This is a genomic window from Pseudoxanthomonas sp. LjRoot125, assembly GCF_964252705.1.
Lineage (GTDB): Bacteria > Pseudomonadota > Gammaproteobacteria > Xanthomonadales > Xanthomonadaceae > Pseudoxanthomonas_A.
In genome coordinates, this window is record NZ_CAXUOY020000001.1 from 1,767,745 (window position 1) to 1,785,561 (window position 17,817).

Here is a 17,817-nt window from a genome sequence, read left to right on the forward strand (position 1 = left end):
TTCGGGCCTGCGCGCTTCGCTTGCGTGCGGTCAGCACAAAGGGATGGCCGTTGCCTTGTCCAGCCGTCTCCCCTGACTTCATCACCTTACCCGCGACCGTAGCCCGCGACCGTGTGCCGTCAAGGCGCGCAGGGCCGTGTCCTCGGCTGCGCCTGCGGGCCGCACCAACCCTGCGCTTGGCTCCTTGACGGCCCCCGTCCGCGCGCTCCTTTGGGCGCGGGCGATGAACTCAGGAAAGACGGTGGCAACAGGGCCAACCGGGTTCCTCGTGCCGACCGCACCAAACAGCCGAAAGGCTGGGCTCCGAATCTAGAAATCCGGTGTGCGGTGTGAACAGCAAACCTCTTTTGTCAGGAGAAAGACCATGCAACTCGCATCCCGTTTCGCTTTCCGCTCCCCCTCGCTGCGCAGCGATTACCCGCTGTCCGACGACCAGATTCACCGCGTGGCCCCGTCCATCTTCGCGGATGCCCCGCACGAGAGCCGTTCGCAGCGGTACGCCTATATCCCCACCGCCGCCGTGCTGACCGAGCTTCGCAAAGAAGGCTTCCAGCCTTTCATGGTGACGCAAACCCGCGTGCGCGACGAAGGCAAGCGCGAGCACACCAAACACATGATTCGCTTGCGCCATGCCAGCCAGATCAACGGCGCGGAGGCCAACGAAATCGTGCTGCTGAACTCGCACGACGGCACCAGCAGCTATCAGATGCTGGCCGGAATGTTCCGGTTCGTGTGCAGCAATGGCCTTGTCTGCGGCAACACCGTGGCCGATGTGCGAGTGCCCCATAAAGGCGACGTGGCCGGTCTGGTCATTGAGGGGGCTTACGAAGTCTTGAGCGGTTTCGATCGGGTGAAGGAATCGCGCGATGCCATGCGCGGCATCACCTTGGACGATGGCGAATCCGAAGTGTTCGCCCGCGCCGCGCTCGCCCTCAAGTACGACGACCCCGACAAGCCCGCGCCCATCACGGAATCGCAAATCCTGATGCCGCGCCGCTTCGACGACCGCCGCCCCGACCTGTGGAGCGTGTTCAACCGCACCCAAGAAAACCTGACCCAAGGCGGGCTGCGTGGCCGCAGCGCCAACGGGCGCCGACAGCAAACCCGCCCGGTGCAGGGCATCGACCAAAACATCCGACTAAATCGCGCCCTCTGGCTGCTGGCCGATGGCATGCGCCAGTTGAAAGCCTGAATCCCCACGCGGCAGGGGCAGGCAGCAGCCCTTGTCGCTTTCTTCGCTGCTGCATCCCTGAACCGATAGGAGTTATCACCATGAACGCCGTTACCCAAACCGAAGCCCGCGCCATCAACACCGCCGCCGCTATCCCGCTGGAAGCCGCTGATCCGACCAAGAACCTGATTCTGGTTCCGCTGTCGCGGCTGGTGTCGCGTCCCACTGGCCGCAACGTGCGCAAGACCCCGCGCATGTCCATTCCCGAACTCGCCGCCAGCATCCAGCGTGTCGGCCTGCTGCAAAACCTCATCGTGATTGCCGCCGCCGATGGCGAGCATTACGAGGTCGTGGCCGGTGACCGTCGCCTCGCAGCGTTGAAGCTGCTGGCGAAAAAGCACCGCATTAGCAAGGAATGGGAGGTGCCTTGCCTGCTGGTGGCCGATGGCACCGCCCGCACGGCCAGCCTCACCGAGAACGTGCAGCGCGAAGCCATGCACCCCGCCGACCAGTTCGAGGCGTTCGCCGCGCTCGTGGCCGAAGGCCGCAGCATCGAGGACATTGCAGCGGATTTCAGCGTCACGCCGCTGGTGGTGCAGCGCCGTCTGAAACTCGCCAACGTGTCGCCGCGCCTGCTGGCCGACTACCGGGCCGAGGCCGTGAGCCTTGACCAGTTGATGGCCCTCGCCATCACCGACGACCATGCTGCGCAGGAAGCCGCGTTCTACGATGCGCCCACATGGCAGCGCGGCCCGCACAACCTGCGCGACCGCCTGACCGAACGCGAAATCGACGCCTACCGGCATCCGCTGGTGCGCTTTGTCGGGCTGGACGGCTACGAGCAGGAAGGCGGTGGCATCCGCCGCGACCTGTTCGCGGAGGGCGACAAAGGCGTGTATCTGACCGATGCCGCACTGCTGGAACGGCTGGCGCAGGACAAGCTGGCAGGTATCGCCGCCAAGGTGCAGGCCGAGGGCTGGGCGTGGGTGGATGCCACGCCGGGCATGACCCATGCCGATCTGCAAGCCTTCCAGCGTGCGCCAAGGGAACGCCGCAGTCCGAACAAGCGCGACGCGCAGCGCATCGAGAAGCTGCAAACCAAGCTGCACGAACTGGCCGAGGCGGTGGATGCCGCGCTGGACGACGAGGACGAGGAAAAGGCCGATGCCTTGCAGGAAGAAGGCGAACGCCTGGGCGAGCAGTTGCAGGCGCTGGAAGATGGCTTGCTGGACTATGCGGCCAACGTGAAGGCCGCAGCCGGTGCCATTGTCACCATCGACCGCGACGGGCAGGCCGCGATTCATCGCGGGCTGCTGCGCGAAGCGGAGGCCAAGGCACTGCGCACGCTGGAGCGGCTGCGGCAGGGTTTCGGCAGCGAAGGCGAAGCCGCGAACGAGGACGCAGGCGAGGACGACGAGCAGCCCAAGACCGCCGCCATGTCTGACCGACTGGCGCAGCGGTTGAGCGCGCACCGTACCGCTGCGCTGCAAATCGAAGTTGCACGGCATCCGCAAGCAGCGCTGGCCGCCGTGGTGCATGGCATGGTGCAGACCGTCTTGCAGGAAAGGCACTACGGGCACGACCTGCCGCTGGGTGTGCGCCTCACGGTGCAAGACCGGCTGGAAGGCATGGCCCCGGACTGGCCGGAATCACCCGCCGCCGTGGCGCTGCGCGAACTGCAACAGGTGGCAGGCGAAACCTTGCCGGAGGACAGCGCCGAACTGTTCGCCGCGCTGCTGGCGAAATCACAGGATGAACTGGTGCGGCTGTTGGCCGTGTGCTTAGCTTCCACGGTGGACGTGGTGACGCCTCGCGCCACGCCGCACCAGCCCGGCGCGGAACTGGCGCAGGCCGTGGGGCTGGATATGGCCGCGTGGTGGCAGCCCACCAATGAGGGTTACTTCCGGCATGTGCCGAAGGCCGCGATTCTGGAAGCCGTTGGCGGGTTCGCGCCCTCGCACGTCACCCGACTGGCGAAGTTGAAGAAGGGCGACATTGCCAGCGAAGCCGAACGGCTCGCCGCTGGCACCGGCTGGATGCCCGCCATCTTCCGCACCGAAGGCCCGCAGCAGACCGGGCAGGACGCGCCGGCGGATGGCGAAGCCGAAGCACAGGAAGAAGTGGCCGCCGTGGCGGATGACCAGCCGCAGGCCGAGGCTTTGGCCGCGTGACTTCGCACCGTAGATAGCGCCCCGGTTCCGGCCGGGGCGCTTCATGTTGAGGATGCCTGCCATGACCCACCAACCCGCAAACCGCCCCCGCATAGCTGCGACCTATGCCTCCGGCACGGTGCGCGCCCGCCGCTGGCACGGCGACGGCGACGTGCGCGGCTACCGTCCGCCGCGTGGCTGGACGGCCCGCGCCGACCTGACCGATCTGCATCCCCTCACGGGCCGCGCCTTGCCGCGCGCCGTGTGGTGGATCATCGAAACCAAGGAATAACGAGCCGCACCGGCCCCAAGCCGTGCCGCCTTGGGGCCGGTGGTCGAAAACTCCGGGCGCGGCGGTGGCCGCGCCCGGTTTCACTGCTCAAAGCCAAAACGCCCCATCGCCGCCTTCGGACAGGCGGCGATGGGGCCACGCACAAGGGCGCTCGTGCGCGAAATCCACGAAGCCAGCAAGTGTGGCGGCGCATCGCGCCGCCAACGATTCGACCGAGCCCCGCCGCAATGGGCGGGGCTGGTGTGGCTACGCCCCGGCTTGCTGCGGCAGGTTGCACGAAAGCGTGCCGTCCCCGACGCTGGCGGTTCGTTGTCTGTACGTCACGAAAGACGGTTCACCGACACGCCGCCCAGCCTCGCTTCTATGGAGCTTCCACACCACGCCTCAGTATGTGGCCGTGAGCTGCGGCAGGGGCGCTCTGGCCTTGTCGTCGGGGCATTGACCTGGCCCGCGTCAGGGCGCAAGCCGGTGCAGCCGTCACGCGGGGATGCCGAGTTGGCCACGTCTCCATTCGGGAGCGGGCGGCCTGTGCGTCCTTGTCTTGTTGTGAATCCTGGCGGTGGCGCGGCTGCGCCTTGTGCTTGATGGCCGCAACCTTGCAGCGAAAACAATTTCCCCTGCGCTGCGCGCATTCCTCGCGGGACAAATTCTTTTCGCTTCCAGGTTCTCCACGTTGTTGCGACCGCTGTGCGGTGCGACCAGCCCATCCCCCGCCGGCCGGATCACAACAAGGACGCACTGGCGCGACCTTGTTCAACCCGAAAGGAGAAACATCATGGCTAACATCGGCACCTTCACCGCAGAGAAAGACGGCTTCACCGGCACGCTTCGCACCCTGACGCTCAACGTCAAGGTCAAGCTGGTTCCCAACGACAAGGGCGACACCGAGAACGCCCCCGACTTCCACCTGCAAGCGGCTGGCCACGAAGTCGGCGCAGCGTGGAAGAAGACCAGCGAGGCCGGGCGGGAATACCTGTCCGTATCCATCGACGACCCTTCGTTCCCGGCGACGGTCTATGCCCGCCTGATCGAGAACGAGGACGGCACGCACGACCTGATCTGGTCGCGCAACAAGCCGAAGGCGGCCTGACAGCCGCTTACCGCGTCCCGCCCACTGCGGCGGGGCGCGATGCTGCTGATCGCAGCACCGCACGCGCAGGATTTCTGCTGCTGCCGCGTGCTGGATACGCCCGTCACGGCGGGCCTGCATGCGTGCCTTGTGGCTCGCAATCCGTGTCAACGAGCGGTGTGTGGCGTGTCGGCGCTGTAAGCGCCGCCGGGCTTTCGGGCTTCGCCCCGTGCCGGCAAGCCGTCACGGCCATCCGGCTTCAATCCCTCACGCCTTCGCGCCTGCGGCGCTGCGCGCTCCGCTTGCTGCAATTCAGTACCACACGCCAACGCGCTAAGGCGTGTCGGGCTCTTCCAATATCGCCCTGAGTTCCTGGCGCACCTGTGCCAGCAATTCATCAGCTTCGCGGGTGCTGTCACCGGCATAAGCCAATGTGAGCAGCGTGAGCGGATGCACTTCCATGACCTCGCACAGATCGGCCAGCTTCTGGATGGTTGGGCTTTTCAGGTCGCGCTCCAGCGTGCTCATGTAGGTGCGACTGGACACGTTGGAGAACGCTTCCTGGCTCAAACCACGCGCCTTCCTTACCGTCCGAATCGCCGCTGCCAATGAGTTCTTCGCTGCCACCTATGGTTTCCCCAAAAAACCAAGATGACAGCCCATTGCGCCCTATAGGACTACAATCTATAGTGTTCATTTGGTGGTGATGTTTTCCTTTTCCGTGCTTTTACGGAGATCCGCATCTGCGGATTTCCTCAGACCCAGGGAACCGCATCCGTGTCTTTCCTGACTTCCACCAATACGCCTTCGTGCCTCTCCGCTTTTGCGGCTTCGTGCGCTTGCGCATACGTGCATCCGTCCGCAGGCACAGATGCGCCTCGGCGATTGCGTGTGTTCGTGGAAGGGGCGCGGCCTTGACCACGCTTGTCACCGAGGAAGACCGGGTGCACCTACTGGCCCACGGCCTCACCCGCGCCGCAGGCCAGGAATGTGACCCGCTGCCCGTGGTGCGCCTGTTCACACCGGACGCACATGCGACCTGGCTATTGGCCGCGCTCGATCCGACCGATGGCGATACGGCCTACGGCCTGATCGACCTCGGGATCGGGATGCCTGCCCTGGCGACGGTGAAGCTGTCCGATCTGGCGTCCATCGTCGGGCCGCTCAAGCAGCCCGTGATACGAGATCGGTATTTCCAGCCGACGCGGCCGCTGTCGGAATACGTTCGACTGGCTCAGGAAAACGGTTCGATCACCGATTGACGCATTCCAGCGCGACCAGGCAAAAAGTATCGCATTGTGACTATTTCGGTCTTAGCCAAGACCTGGCAAGTCTTGATCCGCATGCTTGCACCAGGGTGGTGCGCTCCTGACCAAAACAGTCATGATGCCAGGCGCGAGATTCGGCACGGTGTTCAATGCTGCACCCCATTTCCGGGCGGTGCAGTCGTCGCATTTAGACGATTTCGGCAATGCACTGGAGCGAATCTGTCTTGACACCAGCAGTTAAAGCGTAACCCGAGTTTGATGACCACTTGATGGCGATTCGATAGCTCCCGCACAGCGGAATTGTGGCGACGTTCCCAGAAACAGGGAGGTTTCGCCATGACTGACCGCAGCAGCCAACACTGGTATCCCACGGCCGCGTATCTCTACACGCTGCACCTCGATGGCCCAGCGCTGGCTTGGGAGTATTTGCGCAGGAATCCAAGCTACCGGCGCGACTGGCTACGCCGGCGTCGCAAGCCTGATGCGGCGCAGGCCTGGGGCCTGCGCCTGCTGGAAGATCCCGGCCTGGATGCGCGCGACGCACATCCTGCTTGGTTCCCCGATCACGATGCCGTGGTGCAGCTATACCCCGACGCCGACCCACCACCCGATGCGCATACCTTCGAGTTCTGGCGCATTCCTGGGCGCAAGCAACTGACCCACGACGGCAAGCGCCTGGTGCTCGTATCGCATTGGCCAGGCTGCTGCGTTCGGCTGGCACTCGCACCCGACCTGGAAGATGGTTCGGCCTATCTCTACGCCACACGCGCCTGCGCCACGCCCTGTGCGCGCTACCGCACGCTCGCTGCGAAGCTGGATGCGCTATCTGCCGCAACCGTGGCCACGCCTGTGGCAACAGCCCGCTCCCGCCCCACGCCCGCCGCGCTGCTGGAACTGCATACCTTGCAAGCGCTCGACGCGACCCTCGCGGGAGCCTCCTTGCGCGAGGTGGGCGAAGGTCTGTTCGGCGCGGATGCCGTCGCGGCCGACTGGCACAAAGACAGTGCATTGCGTGCCCGCGTACGGCGGCTGGTACGCCGCGGCGATGAGCTGATGCACGGCGGCTACCGCCGACTAGCGCAGCTTCCAATGTTCCCGTCGCATTAGGGGGGACGTTTCTCGACCCGTGCGAATCGTCCCTTAGCAAGAAGCCTTGCTTTCTTGAGAGTGCCTCTATCCGGCCGCGTGGTGTGGCCGGGCTTGATGGAGGTACATCCCATGCGACCTGCTCCCTCGCGGCCTGCCGCCGCTGCCGTCACTGCGACCTCGCAGCCTCAACGCTACCTGACAAACGACGAAGCCGCCGACTACCTGCGGCTGTCGCCGCGCACGCTGGAGAAGCAGCGGGTGATCGGCGGCGGCCCCAAGTTCCGCAAGTTCGGCCGCCGCGTCATGTACGCGGTGTCCGACCTCGATGCCTGGGCCGACCAGCGCAGCTACGAGGCCACGTCCGATCCCGAATACGCCGAGCGCCACGCGGGCGACTACCGTGATGGCCGCTGATCGTCGGCGCGTGGGTGGCCTTCGCCATGTCCAGCCCGCCAGGGCAAGCCTTGCCGCAGCGCGAACAGCTCGATCTGTTCCGCGCGCTGCCGGGCGACATGGCGCCACGCGATTCCCAGGACTTGATGGCCTTTCCGTTCTTCTCGCTTGCCAAGTCGCGGCGCACGGCGCCGATCGACTTCCGCAGCGGGAACGTCACCATTCGCGTGGAAGGCACGCAGGAGCACGGCATCGCAACGATATGGGATGCCGACGTGCTGATATGGGCCGCCTCGCAGATCGTGGAGGCGCGCGACGCGGGCCTGCGCCCGTCGCGCTGGATACGCGCCACGCCTTACGAGATTTTGCGCTTCATCGGGCGCGGCACGTCCCTCAACGACTACCAGCGCCTGAAGGCCGCCCTCGACCGGCTGCAATCGACCACGGTGGCCACGTCCATCCGCGAAACCACGGGAAGGCGCTTGCATCGCTTCTCGTGGATCAACGAGTGGAAGGAACTCGCCGACGCCAGCGGCACCCCGCTGGGCATCGAGCTGATCTTGCCGGACTGGTTCTATGCCGGCGTGCTCGACGCCGCCCTGGTGCTGACCATCGACCCGGCCTATTTCCGCTTGAAGGGCGGTATCGAACGCTGGCTGTACCGCCTGGTGCGCAAGCATGGCGGGCGGCAGGAGCACGGCTGGCAATTCGACTTCCGACACCTGTACCGCAAATCCGGCAGCGCGGCCCGCTTCTCGGACTTCGCCTACGACGTGCGCGCCCTGGTGGCGCGGCAGTCGTTGCCCGGCTACGTCCTCGGCATCGAGCGGATGCCGGACGACAACACCGAGCTGCTGACCTTCCGGCCCGTGCCGCACGCGGCACGGGGATAACTGCGGGAGAACCTGTGGACGGCCTCGTGCTATCAGGAGTACCGGGTATCGTGCTATCAGGAGTACGACCCTCGTGCTATCAGGAGTACGAAAACGCCGGAAAGCCAACAACGGCGCGGGTTTGCGTTCCCTCTAACTTACCTAACAAGAAATACATAACTTTTAGTAGAAGCGCGCCGTTTCGGTGGACAACCACGAAACGGCACGGCCAGGCCGGCTTTCCAGCTCGGAGGGCCGCGCCATGATCTTCGCGTTTCTCAACCAGAAAGGCGGCGTCGGCAAGACCACGCTCGCCACGCACATCGCCGGCGAACTGGCGATGCGCGGCCTGCATGTCATCCTGCTGGATGCCGACCCGCAGGGGTCATCGCTCGACTGGACGCAGCGGCGTAGCCAGCAGGGCCTGCCCCGTCTGTTCAGCGCCGTGGGCCTTGCCCGCGAAACGCTGCATCAGGAAGCGCCAGAACTCGCCAGGCGGGCCGATCACATCATCATCGACGGCCCGCCGCGCATCGCCGCCCTCGCGCGTTCCGCGCTGCTGGCGGCCGAGCGCGTGCTGATCCCCGTGCAGCCCAGCCCCTACGACGTATGGGCTTCTGCCGAGATGGTCGCACTGATCCGCGAAGCACAGGTGTTCCGGCCAGCGCTGCGCGCGGCCTTCGTCATCAACCGGCGCGTCAGCACCACCATCATCGGCAGGGAGGCACGGCAATCGCTGGCCGAACAGCCGCTGCCCGCGCTGCGCTCGGAGATCCACCAGCGCATCGTCTTTGCCGACAGCGTAGCCGCTGGCCGGCTCGCCCGCGAAACCGCGCCCGACAGCGCCGCTGCCCGCGAGATCGCCGCGCTCACCGACGAACTGCTGCGGTGGCCGACATGACTGGGAAGCCACCACCACGCAGCAAGCGCGTCGGCATCGGTGCGCGTCCCCCAGCGAATCCGCACGCCGAAGCGTGGATTCGCCAGGGCGACGCAGATGCCGTGCAGAAAGGCGACCTCTACACCGCTCGACTGACGCTCGACATCACGCCCGCCATGCGGGCGCGCATCAAGGTGTCGGCCTTCACGCGAGGCGTGACCGTAGCCGAACTGCTGCGCGACCTGCTGGAGCGGGAGTTTCCCCCGGAGGGCACGCCGTGAACGCATCCGCTTCGACCGCCCACACCCCCAAAGCAAGTGCGCCCACGGCTGCGCCGCCGCCGGCGCCTTCGACACTCGCCGGCCAGGCCGGCAACGTGCCGCTGACGCGCGTGGCGCTGGCCTACATCGAACCGCGCTTCAAGCTCTACCTGCGCTTCGGCGAACCGGCGCGCACGCTCCAGCTCGACCGCTGGCGGCGCTGCGCCGTGTTCCTGCCGAACGCGGTTCTGTGCCGCATCCGTTGGCAGGCCAACGACTACGGCACGATCCGCTGGCAGCTCATGGTGATGCAGACCGCCACGCCGCTGGACGCCGTGCAGCGCATCCCCGGCGTGCAGCCGGGCGCGCGTCTGCTGCTGCACGCCGAAGGCGATGCCAACGTGCGCGCCGTGCTGGAACGCATCGACGGCATCGAGGCGCTGGGCATCGCAGCCGCAGACACATCGCCCGCGTACTGGCGCACGCTCGCGAACCGGCTCGCAGCGCGCTCGGCGCTACCCACATACACCGCAGAACGGCACGCCGCCTGGCTGGCCGGGAGGGCATTGCCATGACCACGATTTCCACGACCGGCCCCGTGCCGCATCCTCGCTCGCGCCTGCGCGCTCGCCTCGTGCTGGCAGGCTTCGCCACCGTCGGCCTCGCTGCGCTGGCCTGGGCGGCGTTCGTGCAGCCCCTGCCGCGAATGGCCTACAACCCGTCCGACAGCGTGGCGGTCGGTTGGTATCGCATCGAACCGTTCGACCCGCGCACCGCCTCGCGGCCACGTCCGCTGTCCGTGGACAGCATCGTGCTGATGCCGCTGCCCGACAGGGCCGCCATGCTGGCTGCGCAGCGCGGCTACCTGCCGACCCGCGTTCCGCTGCTCAAACGTGTGGGCGCAGTCGCGCCACAACACGTTTGCATCGTCGCCGGCCAGGTTCGCATCGACGGCGTGCCGGTGGCCGCCGCCCTGCCTGCCGACCGGCTGGGCCGGCCGCTGCCATCCTTGCAGCTTTGCCGCCGTCTCCAACCGGGCGAACTGTTCCTGTTGAGCGCGACCAACCCGGCGTCGTTCGACAGCCGCTATTTCGGGCCGGTCAGCGCGTTCGCCGTGATCGGCGTTGCGCATCCGATCTGGCTGGAGACACGTCCATGATGGCCGCCGATTCGCTGCACTTTGCCGCGCCTCTCATCGTGCCATCGGGCATGTCGTTCTACTGTTCGTCGCCGTGTCGTCGCGCGTGCAGTGCGGGTGCATTCGCACCGCACTTCGCGCTGCCTTCGGCGCAGCCGCCCAACGTGCAGGCGTCTTGCCTCGAACGCGCCTGGCCTGCGGCCATTGGCGTGTTCGCCGGCGGGCTGGCTGCTCGTGCAGCAGCGCCGCCGGGCCGCCGATGCCCGGAGCGGGAGCGAGGGGCAAAGGCGGAAGGCAAGACAAAAGGGTTCGGCACTCTGCCGCCCGCAAAGCCAGTCTGCACGTGGGGGTGGCGCGGCACGGCGCGGCTTCGCCGCCGTGCCGCGTGGGGCGCGAGGCACGCGCCGATGCAGGCATGTCCGCGTGCTTCGCACGCTCGGACACGCCGGAGCTTGCAGGGAGCACAGCCATGACCGACCGCGGCGACCATGATTTCTGGGTGCGCCCTGGCGCGCCGAAGAACCGAGGCAAAGGCCAGGGCCAGAGCTTCGTTTCCAAGGTGCTCAAGCAGGCTGGCAAGGCCAGCGGCGGCAAGTCGGCGGTGCGCCGTCCTACCGCTGGCGGGAGCGGCCAGCACGCCGGCCAGCGGCCCGGCTCACGGCTTGGACGCGGCCATACGGCGGCGCGCTTCGCAGGCGCAAAGCTGACCCCTATGTCACGGCGCGTGACCATCAAGACGCTGCTGGTCAACCAGCGCAACGCCAGTCCGCAGTCGCTCGCCAAGCACCTGCGCTACATCGAGCGCGACGGTGCCGGCCGGAACGGCGAGCCGGGCCGTGCCTACGGGCCGCAGACCGACGAAGCCGACCTCGATGCCTTCAAGGAACGCTGCCAGGACGACCGACATCATTTCCGCTTCATCGTCTCACCTGAAGACAGTGCGGAGCTGGACGACCTGCGCACCTACACCCGGCACCTGATGAACCGGATGGAGGCCGACCTGGGGACGCGGCTGGATTGGGTGGCGGTCGATCACTGGAACACCGACAACCCGCACACGCACCTGATCGTGCGCGGACGCGACGATACCGGCAAAGACCTCATCATCGCGGGCGACTACATCGCCCACGGCTTCCGCCATCGCGCCGCCGAGCTGGCGACGGAATGGCTGGGGCCGCGCACCGAACTGGAGATCCAGCAGACCTTGCAGCGCGAGGTGGAGCAAGAGCGGTGGACGAGCCTCGACCGCACGTTGCAGCGCGAGGCCGGCGAGGATGGCCGGGTGCAGATCGAACGCTTCAACGAACCCCGGCTGCAACGCCAGCGCCTGCTGCTGATCGGCCGCCTGCAACACTTGCAGCGCCTGGGCCTGGCCGACGAGGTGCAGCCCGGCACCTGGGCCGTCCATGCGGACGCGGAGAAGACCTTGCGTGCCCTGGGCGAGCGTGGCGACATCATCCGAACGATGCAGCGGGCCATGAGCGGCAAGCCTCGCGAGCTGGCGGTGTTCGAGCCGGGCGACGACGGCCGCACTATCGTCGGTCGCGTGGCTGCTAAGGGTCTGGCCGACGAGCTGCACGACCGCGGCTATCTGGTCATCGACGGGTTGGACGGCAAAGCCCACTACGTCGCGTTGGACGCCCGCGACGAGCTGGCGAACTATCCCATCGGCGCGGTGGTGGAGGTACGCGGTTCCGCCGAGGTGCGGGCGGCCGACAAGAACATCGCCACGCTGGCGAGCAATGGCCTGTACCGCACCGATCACCACCTGGCGATCGAGCAAGGCCGAGCCAAGCCCGGCCGCGACCCGCAAGAGGCTGTGGCGGCCCATATCCGCCGGCTGGAAGCCCTACGGCGGGCCGGCATCGTGGAGCGCGTGGCCGAGGGGTTATGGAAGGTGCCGGACGACTTGGCCGAGCGTGGCCGCCAGTACGACGCGCAGCGGCTGGGCGGCGTGGCGGTCGAACTGAAATCGCATCTGCCGATTGAACGGCAGGCCCGCGTCATCGGCGCGACCTGGCTGGATCAGCAGTTGATCGGCGGCGGCAAGGGACTGGGCGACCTGGGCTTTGGCGGCGATGCTAGGCAAGCCTTGCAGCAGCGCGCCGACTTCCTCGAAGAACAGGGGCTGGCCCAGCGGCGCGGGCAGCGGCTGATTCTCTCCCGGAATCTGCTGGAAACGCTGCGCAATCGGGAGCTGGCGCAGGCCGCCCAGCACATTGCCGCCGATAGCGGATTGGAGCATCGGCACGTCACAGACGGGCAGCGCGTAGCCGGCATCTACCGGCGCTCGGTCATGCTCGCCAGCGGTCGCTATGCGCTGCTCGATGACGGCATGGGATTCAGTCTGGTGCCTTGGCGGCCGATAATCGAGCCACGACTGGGGCAGCAGATCGCCGCGACTGTACGCGGCGGCGGTGTGTCATGGGAGGTTGGACGGCAAAGAGGTCCTGGGATTGGATCGGGGCCGTAGGCTGTCGTACCGAGTTAAGGTGTCGAGCAGCGTTTTGGCCCTAGCTTCTGTGCTCCGTTAAGACGACTAGTCTGTGCTTATCGACGACGCTGTGGGTGCATGGTTGCTTGCCAATTCCGGTGCAACTCGCAAACGCGCTGCCCCGACCTGAACTGCCCATTCAACGATCTGCCCGGCCAATATATCCGTGGCGACACCGAACGCGCTCACCACATCGGCCTCTCGCTTGCTGCCTGTGGCTTGGATTGCTTCGAAGCGTCTACTGGCAATAGCAGTCCGTTTGGCCGGATCGACCAGTTGCACATCGAGCCGAACCGCGGCGATCGCTTCAGTGCCGCGGTATTCGAGCTGGAACGCCCGCAGCGTACTGCGCAACTCCATATCGGCGCTCATTGGGGTGCTATCGGTAATCACGGAAGTCGACCGCCCATCGCGCATGAAGGCTTCGACGATTCGGTCACGCAGCAGCACCGGTGCGGGGTCGGCCCAACGCACTCCTTGCCAAGCCGACAAGCGACCATCGGGCTGCGCAATGAACAGCCGCTCCGAATCCAGGACGCGACTACTCTCAGGGGCGTAGACGCGCAGCGCCCCGGGTCCCGGAACGGCGCGCGGCGTACTCTCCGCCTGGGCGATGTGATAGTCGGGCAATTTGTAGGTGACCATTGGAGCTGCTTTGGGAAGCACACTGCACGCGGACAAGCCGAGTACTAGCGTCATAGTCACGGCAGCGACGGGAATCATCCTGGCGGAAGTGTTCACGGCTTGGTTTCCTCAATGTTCTCTCCACCGAGCAGGTATTGCGCCGGATTGCGATCCAGTCGGCGCAGCACGGTGTTTAGATTGGCCAGCGCCTGCTGGAGTTCGTGCATGGCAGGACCTGTGGCGGCCAAGCCCTGGTTCAGCGATTCCTGATTGTTTTGCAGTAGCGTCTCAACCCTGAAAGCGGCGCGTTCGAGGGATGCCGTTGCATCACGCGTGTTCACCATGATTTGCTTACCATCGTTATTTAGTAGCAGGTTGGCATCGCGAAGAGTGCTATTTGCTTGGCGCACGGCAGCTGTCGATTCTCTGCTTGCTTCGGTCAGATTGCTGATTAACGTCGCGATCTCGGCCCTCTGGTCAGCGACCGCGCCCGTGGTCTGTTCAAGATTCACCAGACTGCGGTGCACAAGAGCCAAATTCTCCTTCGACAGTAACTCCTGCGTGCGCAGCAAGATGCCGTTGAGTGTCGTCATGCTGTTCCCCTCACCGGAGACCAGGGATGCCATCGCCGAACGTGGTGCGAGGATCAACGGTTCCTCGTCCTCTCTCCGATCCAGCAATGGCACGTTTGGCCCACCGTCGCTCAACTCGATCACCGCGTTGCCGGTAATTCCCGTGATGACCAATTCAGCGCGGGTATCCTGCCGGACCGGGATGGTGGCATTGATGCGTACGCGCGCTATCGCCCGCCTTGGGTCTCGCGGTGAAAGAGAAAGTGCAACGACTTCGCCAATCGTGATTCCGCTGTACTGAACCTGGCTGCCGGGCGTAAGCCCGGTCACTGGCTCATCGAACATAATCCGGTAATACTGGTAATCGTGGTCGGAACGTGTGTCGCTGAGCCAAAGCGCGAAGCCAATACCAATCGCACCGAGCAGCACGACGAACAGACCAATGAATACATGATGGGCACGTGGTTCCATGATCAGACCACCTCGTTCTCAGAGTTTAAATATTGCGTGCGCCCAGCCCAATGCGTGCGCGACGGAAGAATGATGCAGATGCGGAGGGGTTTCATGGCTGCGTCTCTTGGCTGGAAGCACCAGTGGCCTGTGCGGCCGCACGGCCACGGGGGCCGTGAAAGTATTCCTGTATCCACGGGTGCTTGAAGCGCTCGACTGCCTCGATGCCGTCGTTGATGAGTACCTTCTGGTTCGCCAGGACCGCGACACGGTCGCATATGGTGTACAGCGTATCGAGGTCGTGGGTTACCAGAAACACCGTGAGGCCCAGTGCATTGCGCAGGGTCAGAATCAATTGGTCGAAAGATGCAGCCCCGATTGGATCCAGTCCTGCGGTGGGTTCGTCAAGAAACAGGATGTTCGCATCAAGCGCCAAGGCTCTCGCCAGTGCTGCTCGTTTCACCATGCCTCCGGACAACGAGGCCGGATACTTGTCTCCCGCTCCGGCAGGCAACCCCACCAAGCCCAGCTTGCTTCTTGCCAAACGCTCGGCAAGAGGCCGCGCCAGACCGACATGCTCGATCAAAGGAAGAGCGACGTTCTCCAAGACGGTCAGCGATGAATACAACGCGCCCTTCTGGAACAGAATGCCGAACCTTCGCTCCATACGCGCGCGCGCAAGCCATTGGGCTCGCAGTAGGTCGCGCCCCCCGATACGGACCACGCCCGAATGCGGCTTCTGCAGCCCGACGACGCTACGCAAGAGCACGGATTTCCCGGTGCCTGACCCTCCCACCACGCCAAGGATTTCCCCGCGCCGCACGTCCAGGTCTAGGTCCTGATGGACCTGCTGGGTTCCAAACCTGTTGTCCAGGCCGCGCACTTCAATAGCGTGTCGCACACCGTTGTCGGTGTCTTGCTTCACCGCGCTCACCAGCCCATCTCCATGAAGAACAGTGCAGCGATGGCGTCTATCAGGATCACCATGAAGATTGATTGCACGACACTAGACGTCGTGTGGTCGCCTACCGACTCAGCGCTACCGGCGACCTTGAACCCTTCATGGCAGCCGATAGCGGCGATCATCACCGCGAAGAGCGGGGACTTGCTCATTCCGACAAGAAAATGGCGCACCTCGATTTTTTCCTGCACGATGGCAAGGAACTGTGCGGGAGGAATTTCCAAGCTCAGTGCGCATACGGTGGCGCCGCCCGCAATGCCAGCCAAGATGCCTACTAAGGTGAGCAGTGGCAAGGACACAAGAAGCGCCAGCACGCGTGGCAGCACCAGTAACTCGATGGGGTCGAGCGCGTTGGAGCGAAGCGCATCGATCTCTTCATTTGCCTTCATCGAACCGATTTGGGCGGTGTACGCGCTTGCGGTACGGCCTGCAATCAATATGGCCGGGAGCAGCACTCCGAACTCGCGCATGAACGAGAAGGCGACCAGATGCACCGAGAAGATGCTCGCACCGAAGTTGGCCAGCACCGTTGCTCCCAGGAACGCCACCACCATTCCTACCATGAAGCTCAGTAGCGCCACGATGGGAATGGCGTCCACCGCTGATCGCTGGATTTGAGCGATCACCGAGGTCGCGCGCCAGCGACGCGGGTGACGAACGGTACGGCTCCATGTTTCGATGATCTGGCCCACGAACCCGGCCAGACCAAGACACGCACGACAGCCCTGTTCCAAGGTCAGGCCTATGCGTCCCAGACCGCGGAGCAGAGGATTCCCGCTCACCGCTGCTTTCTCCGTCTTCTGCTGATCGGTAGCAGCGGCGGCCAGCGCTCTCATTAGGGCGAGGCGATCCGAGGACAGATTTGGAGCTGCCTCCGGCCGGTCGAGTATCGAGTCTGGCCCGAGAATTTCCACCAGCAGAGCCGCGCCGGCGGTGTCCAGTCTCTGGACTTGCGTCCAGTCGAGTAAGGGAGTGGCGTACCCCTCGGCATGACTGATGCGGGCGGCGGACACGGATTTTGCCAGACTGGCGTAGTGCTCTATCGTCCAGTCGCCACCCGCCAGCCATTTGTGATCACCGCCGACCATGGCATCCTGCCGGAGCCAAGCCTGTGAAGCGTTGCTCATGGCTGCGTGTCCCGCCAAGCGCTGTCGATGCGCTCGATGCAGTTCGTGATCGCCGCTTTGGCATGACCCAGCAATGTGTACGAACCGGCGAACTCTTTAATGACGTTGCCGCGCTCGAAGCAACTGGCGGCAGCAACCCGGCGTCCCGTCCTTAAATCGACTGCTTCGAACTCTAGGCTGGCACCACCCGTCGTCACGGGTCCAACCAGCAGGGTCGTCATTGCATTGACTGCCCGATTCGGTGTCTGCAGTTCGGTGACCGCTACACGCACCCGAACCTGTCCCGCGCCACCTGGGGGGGCGGGACTTTTGCCTTCCTGGCGTTTCAGTTCGCTCGTCACATGGTCTAGCACTTCGCGCTGCTGCGCGTCATCGAGCCCATCGATGCGACCCGAGGCGGTCTTGATCTGCGCTTCTTCCACCACGACAGCGGCATAACGCTTGGGCTCGAATCCCGCTGCGCGGTACATCAGTACGTTCTCGTATCGTGTCGGCGATAACTTCTCGTAGTCGCCGAGAAATCCGGAGCGCGTCATGCTGTTGGTCGCGCATCCAGAGAGCGCGCCTGCTACGCAAAAAAAGATGCCGCCGCGGATCAATGCAGTTTTGCTCTTCATAATGGGTCTCCTTGATCAAACGAAACTAAGACAGGCAATGCCTGCTGCGATGAGGGCGGTGCCAGACCAGCGCGTTACCGATGCGACATCGCCTAGTAGGAGGGCGCCGACGCCCAAGTTTCCAAGTAGCCCGATTCCTGCCCAGGCTGCAGAGGCCGCGCTGATCGGAATCCGCTTGAGCGCGAACCACAAAAGTGCGCCGCTGGCCGCCATGCACGTCACTGCCACACAGAGGCCGACCCAGCGCATCGGACCGCCCGCCGTGATGGCCCGCAGGCCCAGTGGATAGCCCGCTCCTAGAACCCCTGCGGCAATGACAATCGACCAGGATTTCCAGATCAGCGGATGGGTGCTGAATCGCATAAGCCTAGCGAGACATACGCATGAAGC

The 17,817-nt window shown here is 65.0% G+C and carries 20 protein-coding genes; 13 read left to right on the top strand and 7 right to left on the bottom strand.

From position 1 onward, the window contains the following. Window positions 1-364: 364 nt before the first annotated feature. The 4 genes from ACSION_RS08125 (at window position 365) to ACSION_RS08140 (ending at window position 4,703) form a co-directional block, all read left to right on the top strand. Window positions 365-1,192 carry a DUF932 domain-containing protein gene (locus ACSION_RS08125; protein WP_003092327.1) on the top strand — a complete coding sequence of 276 codons (828 nt, stop codon included), beginning with the start codon at window positions 365-367 and terminating at the stop codon, window positions 1,190-1,192. 80 nt (window positions 1,193-1,272) lie between these two features. Then, on the top strand, window positions 1,273-3,342 hold the full coding sequence (locus ACSION_RS08130) for a ParB/RepB/Spo0J family partition protein (RefSeq protein WP_435305602.1): 2,070 nt from the start codon (window positions 1,273-1,275) through the stop codon (window positions 3,340-3,342). 61 nt (window positions 3,343-3,403) lie between these two features. Next, entirely contained in the window at window positions 3,404-3,613 is a 210-nt protein-coding gene (locus ACSION_RS08135) for a hypothetical protein (protein ID WP_022580212.1), read from the top strand. 775 nt (window positions 3,614-4,388) lie between these two features. Next, the gene (locus tag ACSION_RS08140) at window positions 4,389-4,703 is read left to right on the top strand and encodes a DUF736 domain-containing protein (RefSeq protein WP_001273857.1); all 315 of its coding nucleotides are present in this window, start codon (window positions 4,389-4,391) and stop codon (window positions 4,701-4,703) included. 312 nt (window positions 4,704-5,015) lie between these two features. Here ACSION_RS08140 and ACSION_RS08145 read toward each other — a convergent pair whose 3' ends face one another. Beyond that, window positions 5,016-5,309, bottom strand: coding sequence for a helix-turn-helix domain-containing protein (locus ACSION_RS08145; protein ID WP_006379425.1), 294 nt, complete (start codon window positions 5,307-5,309; stop codon window positions 5,016-5,018). Between the two features lie 287 nt (window positions 5,310-5,596). On the opposite strand from ACSION_RS08145, the gene ACSION_RS08150 reads away from it, so the two are divergent. The 9 genes from ACSION_RS08150 (at window position 5,597) to ACSION_RS08190 (ending at window position 13,055) form a co-directional block, all read left to right on the top strand. Continuing rightward, window positions 5,597-5,944, top strand: coding sequence for a DUF2958 domain-containing protein (locus ACSION_RS08150; RefSeq protein WP_016487838.1), 348 nt, complete (start codon window positions 5,597-5,599; stop codon window positions 5,942-5,944). A 342-nt stretch (window positions 5,945-6,286) separates the two neighbouring features. Further along, entirely contained in the window at window positions 6,287-7,057 is a 771-nt protein-coding gene (locus tag ACSION_RS08155; RefSeq protein WP_003092318.1) for a DUF2285 domain-containing protein, read from the top strand. A 111-nt stretch (window positions 7,058-7,168) separates the two neighbouring features. Then, window positions 7,169-7,453, top strand: coding sequence for a helix-turn-helix transcriptional regulator (locus tag ACSION_RS08160; protein ID WP_001247107.1), 285 nt, complete (start codon window positions 7,169-7,171; stop codon window positions 7,451-7,453). A gap of 14 nt (window positions 7,454-7,467) precedes the next feature. After that, the gene (locus ACSION_RS08165; protein WP_003092315.1) at window positions 7,468-8,325 is read left to right on the top strand and encodes a replication initiator protein A; all 858 of its coding nucleotides are present in this window, start codon (window positions 7,468-7,470) and stop codon (window positions 8,323-8,325) included. 241 nt (window positions 8,326-8,566) lie between these two features. After that, a complete protein-coding gene (gene parA, locus ACSION_RS08170) occupies window positions 8,567-9,205 on the top strand; it encodes a ParA family partition ATPase (protein ID WP_003092312.1) in 639 nt (212 codons plus the stop codon). Continuing rightward, window positions 9,202-9,465 carry a hypothetical protein gene (locus ACSION_RS08175; RefSeq protein ID WP_000147048.1) on the top strand — a complete coding sequence of 88 codons (264 nt, stop codon included), beginning with the start codon at window positions 9,202-9,204 and terminating at the stop codon, window positions 9,463-9,465. The genes parA and ACSION_RS08175 overlap by 4 nt, the downstream gene beginning before the upstream one ends. After that, complete coding sequence (locus ACSION_RS08180) at window positions 9,462-10,019, top strand: DUF2840 domain-containing protein (protein ID WP_023093372.1); 558 nt, start codon at window positions 9,462-9,464, stop codon at window positions 10,017-10,019. The genes ACSION_RS08175 and ACSION_RS08180 overlap by 4 nt, the downstream gene beginning before the upstream one ends. Beyond that, window positions 10,016-10,603 carry a S26 family signal peptidase gene (locus ACSION_RS08185; protein WP_003092304.1) on the top strand — a complete coding sequence of 196 codons (588 nt, stop codon included), beginning with the start codon at window positions 10,016-10,018 and terminating at the stop codon, window positions 10,601-10,603. Before ACSION_RS08180 ends, ACSION_RS08185 begins: the two co-directional genes overlap by 4 nt. 448 nt (window positions 10,604-11,051) lie before the next feature. Further along, window positions 11,052-13,055 carry a relaxase/mobilization nuclease domain-containing protein gene (locus ACSION_RS08190; RefSeq protein WP_000132148.1) on the top strand — a complete coding sequence of 668 codons (2,004 nt, stop codon included), beginning with the start codon at window positions 11,052-11,054 and terminating at the stop codon, window positions 13,053-13,055. A gap of 66 nt (window positions 13,056-13,121) precedes the next feature. Here the strand turns inward: ACSION_RS08190 and ACSION_RS08195 are convergent, their stop codons facing one another. The 6 genes from ACSION_RS08195 to ACSION_RS08220 form a co-directional block, all read right to left on the bottom strand. After that, window positions 13,122-13,721 carry an ABC-type transport auxiliary lipoprotein family protein gene (locus ACSION_RS08195; RefSeq protein ID WP_003124411.1) on the bottom strand — a complete coding sequence of 200 codons (600 nt, stop codon included), beginning with the start codon at window positions 13,719-13,721 and terminating at the stop codon, window positions 13,122-13,124. Between the two features lie 92 nt (window positions 13,722-13,813). Next, a complete protein-coding gene (locus tag ACSION_RS08200) occupies window positions 13,814-14,743 on the bottom strand; it encodes an MlaD family protein (RefSeq protein WP_000433686.1) in 930 nt (309 codons plus the stop codon). A 91-nt stretch (window positions 14,744-14,834) separates the two neighbouring features. Then, window positions 14,835-15,659: an ABC transporter ATP-binding protein gene (locus ACSION_RS08205; protein ID WP_155936418.1), complete on the bottom strand. Its 825-nt coding sequence runs from the start codon at window positions 15,657-15,659 to the stop codon at window positions 14,835-14,837. Beyond that, complete coding sequence (locus ACSION_RS08210) at window positions 15,653-16,810, bottom strand: MlaE family ABC transporter permease (protein ID WP_000063629.1); 1,158 nt, start codon at window positions 16,808-16,810, stop codon at window positions 15,653-15,655. Before ACSION_RS08210 ends, ACSION_RS08205 begins: the two co-directional genes overlap by 7 nt. Beyond that, window positions 16,807-17,427: a DUF3313 family protein gene (locus tag ACSION_RS08215; RefSeq protein ID WP_000837791.1), complete on the bottom strand. Its 621-nt coding sequence runs from the start codon at window positions 17,425-17,427 to the stop codon at window positions 16,807-16,809. The genes ACSION_RS08210 and ACSION_RS08215 overlap by 4 nt, the downstream gene beginning before the upstream one ends. Window positions 17,428-17,442: 15 nt before the next feature. Beyond that, on the bottom strand, window positions 17,443-17,790 hold the full coding sequence (locus tag ACSION_RS08220; RefSeq protein ID WP_038421338.1) for a DMT family transporter: 348 nt from the start codon (window positions 17,788-17,790) through the stop codon (window positions 17,443-17,445). Window positions 17,791-17,817 lie beyond the last annotated feature (27 nt).

Excerpts from the sequence above, each read along its gene's own strand:
- ACSION_RS08125 (WP_003092327.1), top strand. The coding sequence starts at position 365 with ATGCAACTCGCATCCCGTTTCGCTTTCCGCTCCCCCTCGCTGCGCAGC.
- ACSION_RS08130 (WP_435305602.1), top strand. The coding sequence starts at position 1,273 with ATGAACGCCGTTACCCAAACCGAAGCCCGCGCCATCAACACCGCCGCC.
- ACSION_RS08135 (WP_022580212.1), top strand. The coding sequence starts at position 3,404 with ATGACCCACCAACCCGCAAACCGCCCCCGCATAGCTGCGACCTATGCC.
- ACSION_RS08140 (WP_001273857.1), top strand. The coding sequence starts at position 4,389 with ATGGCTAACATCGGCACCTTCACCGCAGAGAAAGACGGCTTCACCGGC.
- ACSION_RS08155 (WP_003092318.1), top strand. The coding sequence starts at position 6,287 with ATGACTGACCGCAGCAGCCAACACTGGTATCCCACGGCCGCGTATCTC.
- ACSION_RS08160 (WP_001247107.1), top strand. The coding sequence starts at position 7,169 with ATGCGACCTGCTCCCTCGCGGCCTGCCGCCGCTGCCGTCACTGCGACC.
- parA (WP_003092312.1), top strand. The coding sequence starts at position 8,567 with ATGATCTTCGCGTTTCTCAACCAGAAAGGCGGCGTCGGCAAGACCACG.
- ACSION_RS08175 (WP_000147048.1), top strand. The coding sequence starts at position 9,202 with ATGACTGGGAAGCCACCACCACGCAGCAAGCGCGTCGGCATCGGTGCG.
- ACSION_RS08185 (WP_003092304.1), top strand. The coding sequence starts at position 10,016 with ATGACCACGATTTCCACGACCGGCCCCGTGCCGCATCCTCGCTCGCGC.
- ACSION_RS08190 (WP_000132148.1), top strand. The coding sequence starts at position 11,052 with ATGACCGACCGCGGCGACCATGATTTCTGGGTGCGCCCTGGCGCGCCG.
- ACSION_RS08195 (WP_003124411.1), bottom strand. The coding sequence starts at position 13,721 with ATGGTCACCTACAAATTGCCCGACTATCACATCGCCCAGGCGGAGAGT.
- ACSION_RS08200 (WP_000433686.1), bottom strand. The coding sequence starts at position 14,743 with ATGGAACCACGTGCCCATCATGTATTCATTGGTCTGTTCGTCGTGCTG.
- ACSION_RS08210 (WP_000063629.1), bottom strand. The coding sequence starts at position 16,810 with ATGAGCAACGCTTCACAGGCTTGGCTCCGGCAGGATGCCATGGTCGGC.
- ACSION_RS08215 (WP_000837791.1), bottom strand. The coding sequence starts at position 17,427 with ATGAAGAGCAAAACTGCATTGATCCGCGGCGGCATCTTTTTTTGCGTA.
- ACSION_RS08220 (WP_038421338.1), bottom strand. The coding sequence starts at position 17,790 with ATGCGATTCAGCACCCATCCGCTGATCTGGAAATCCTGGTCGATTGTC.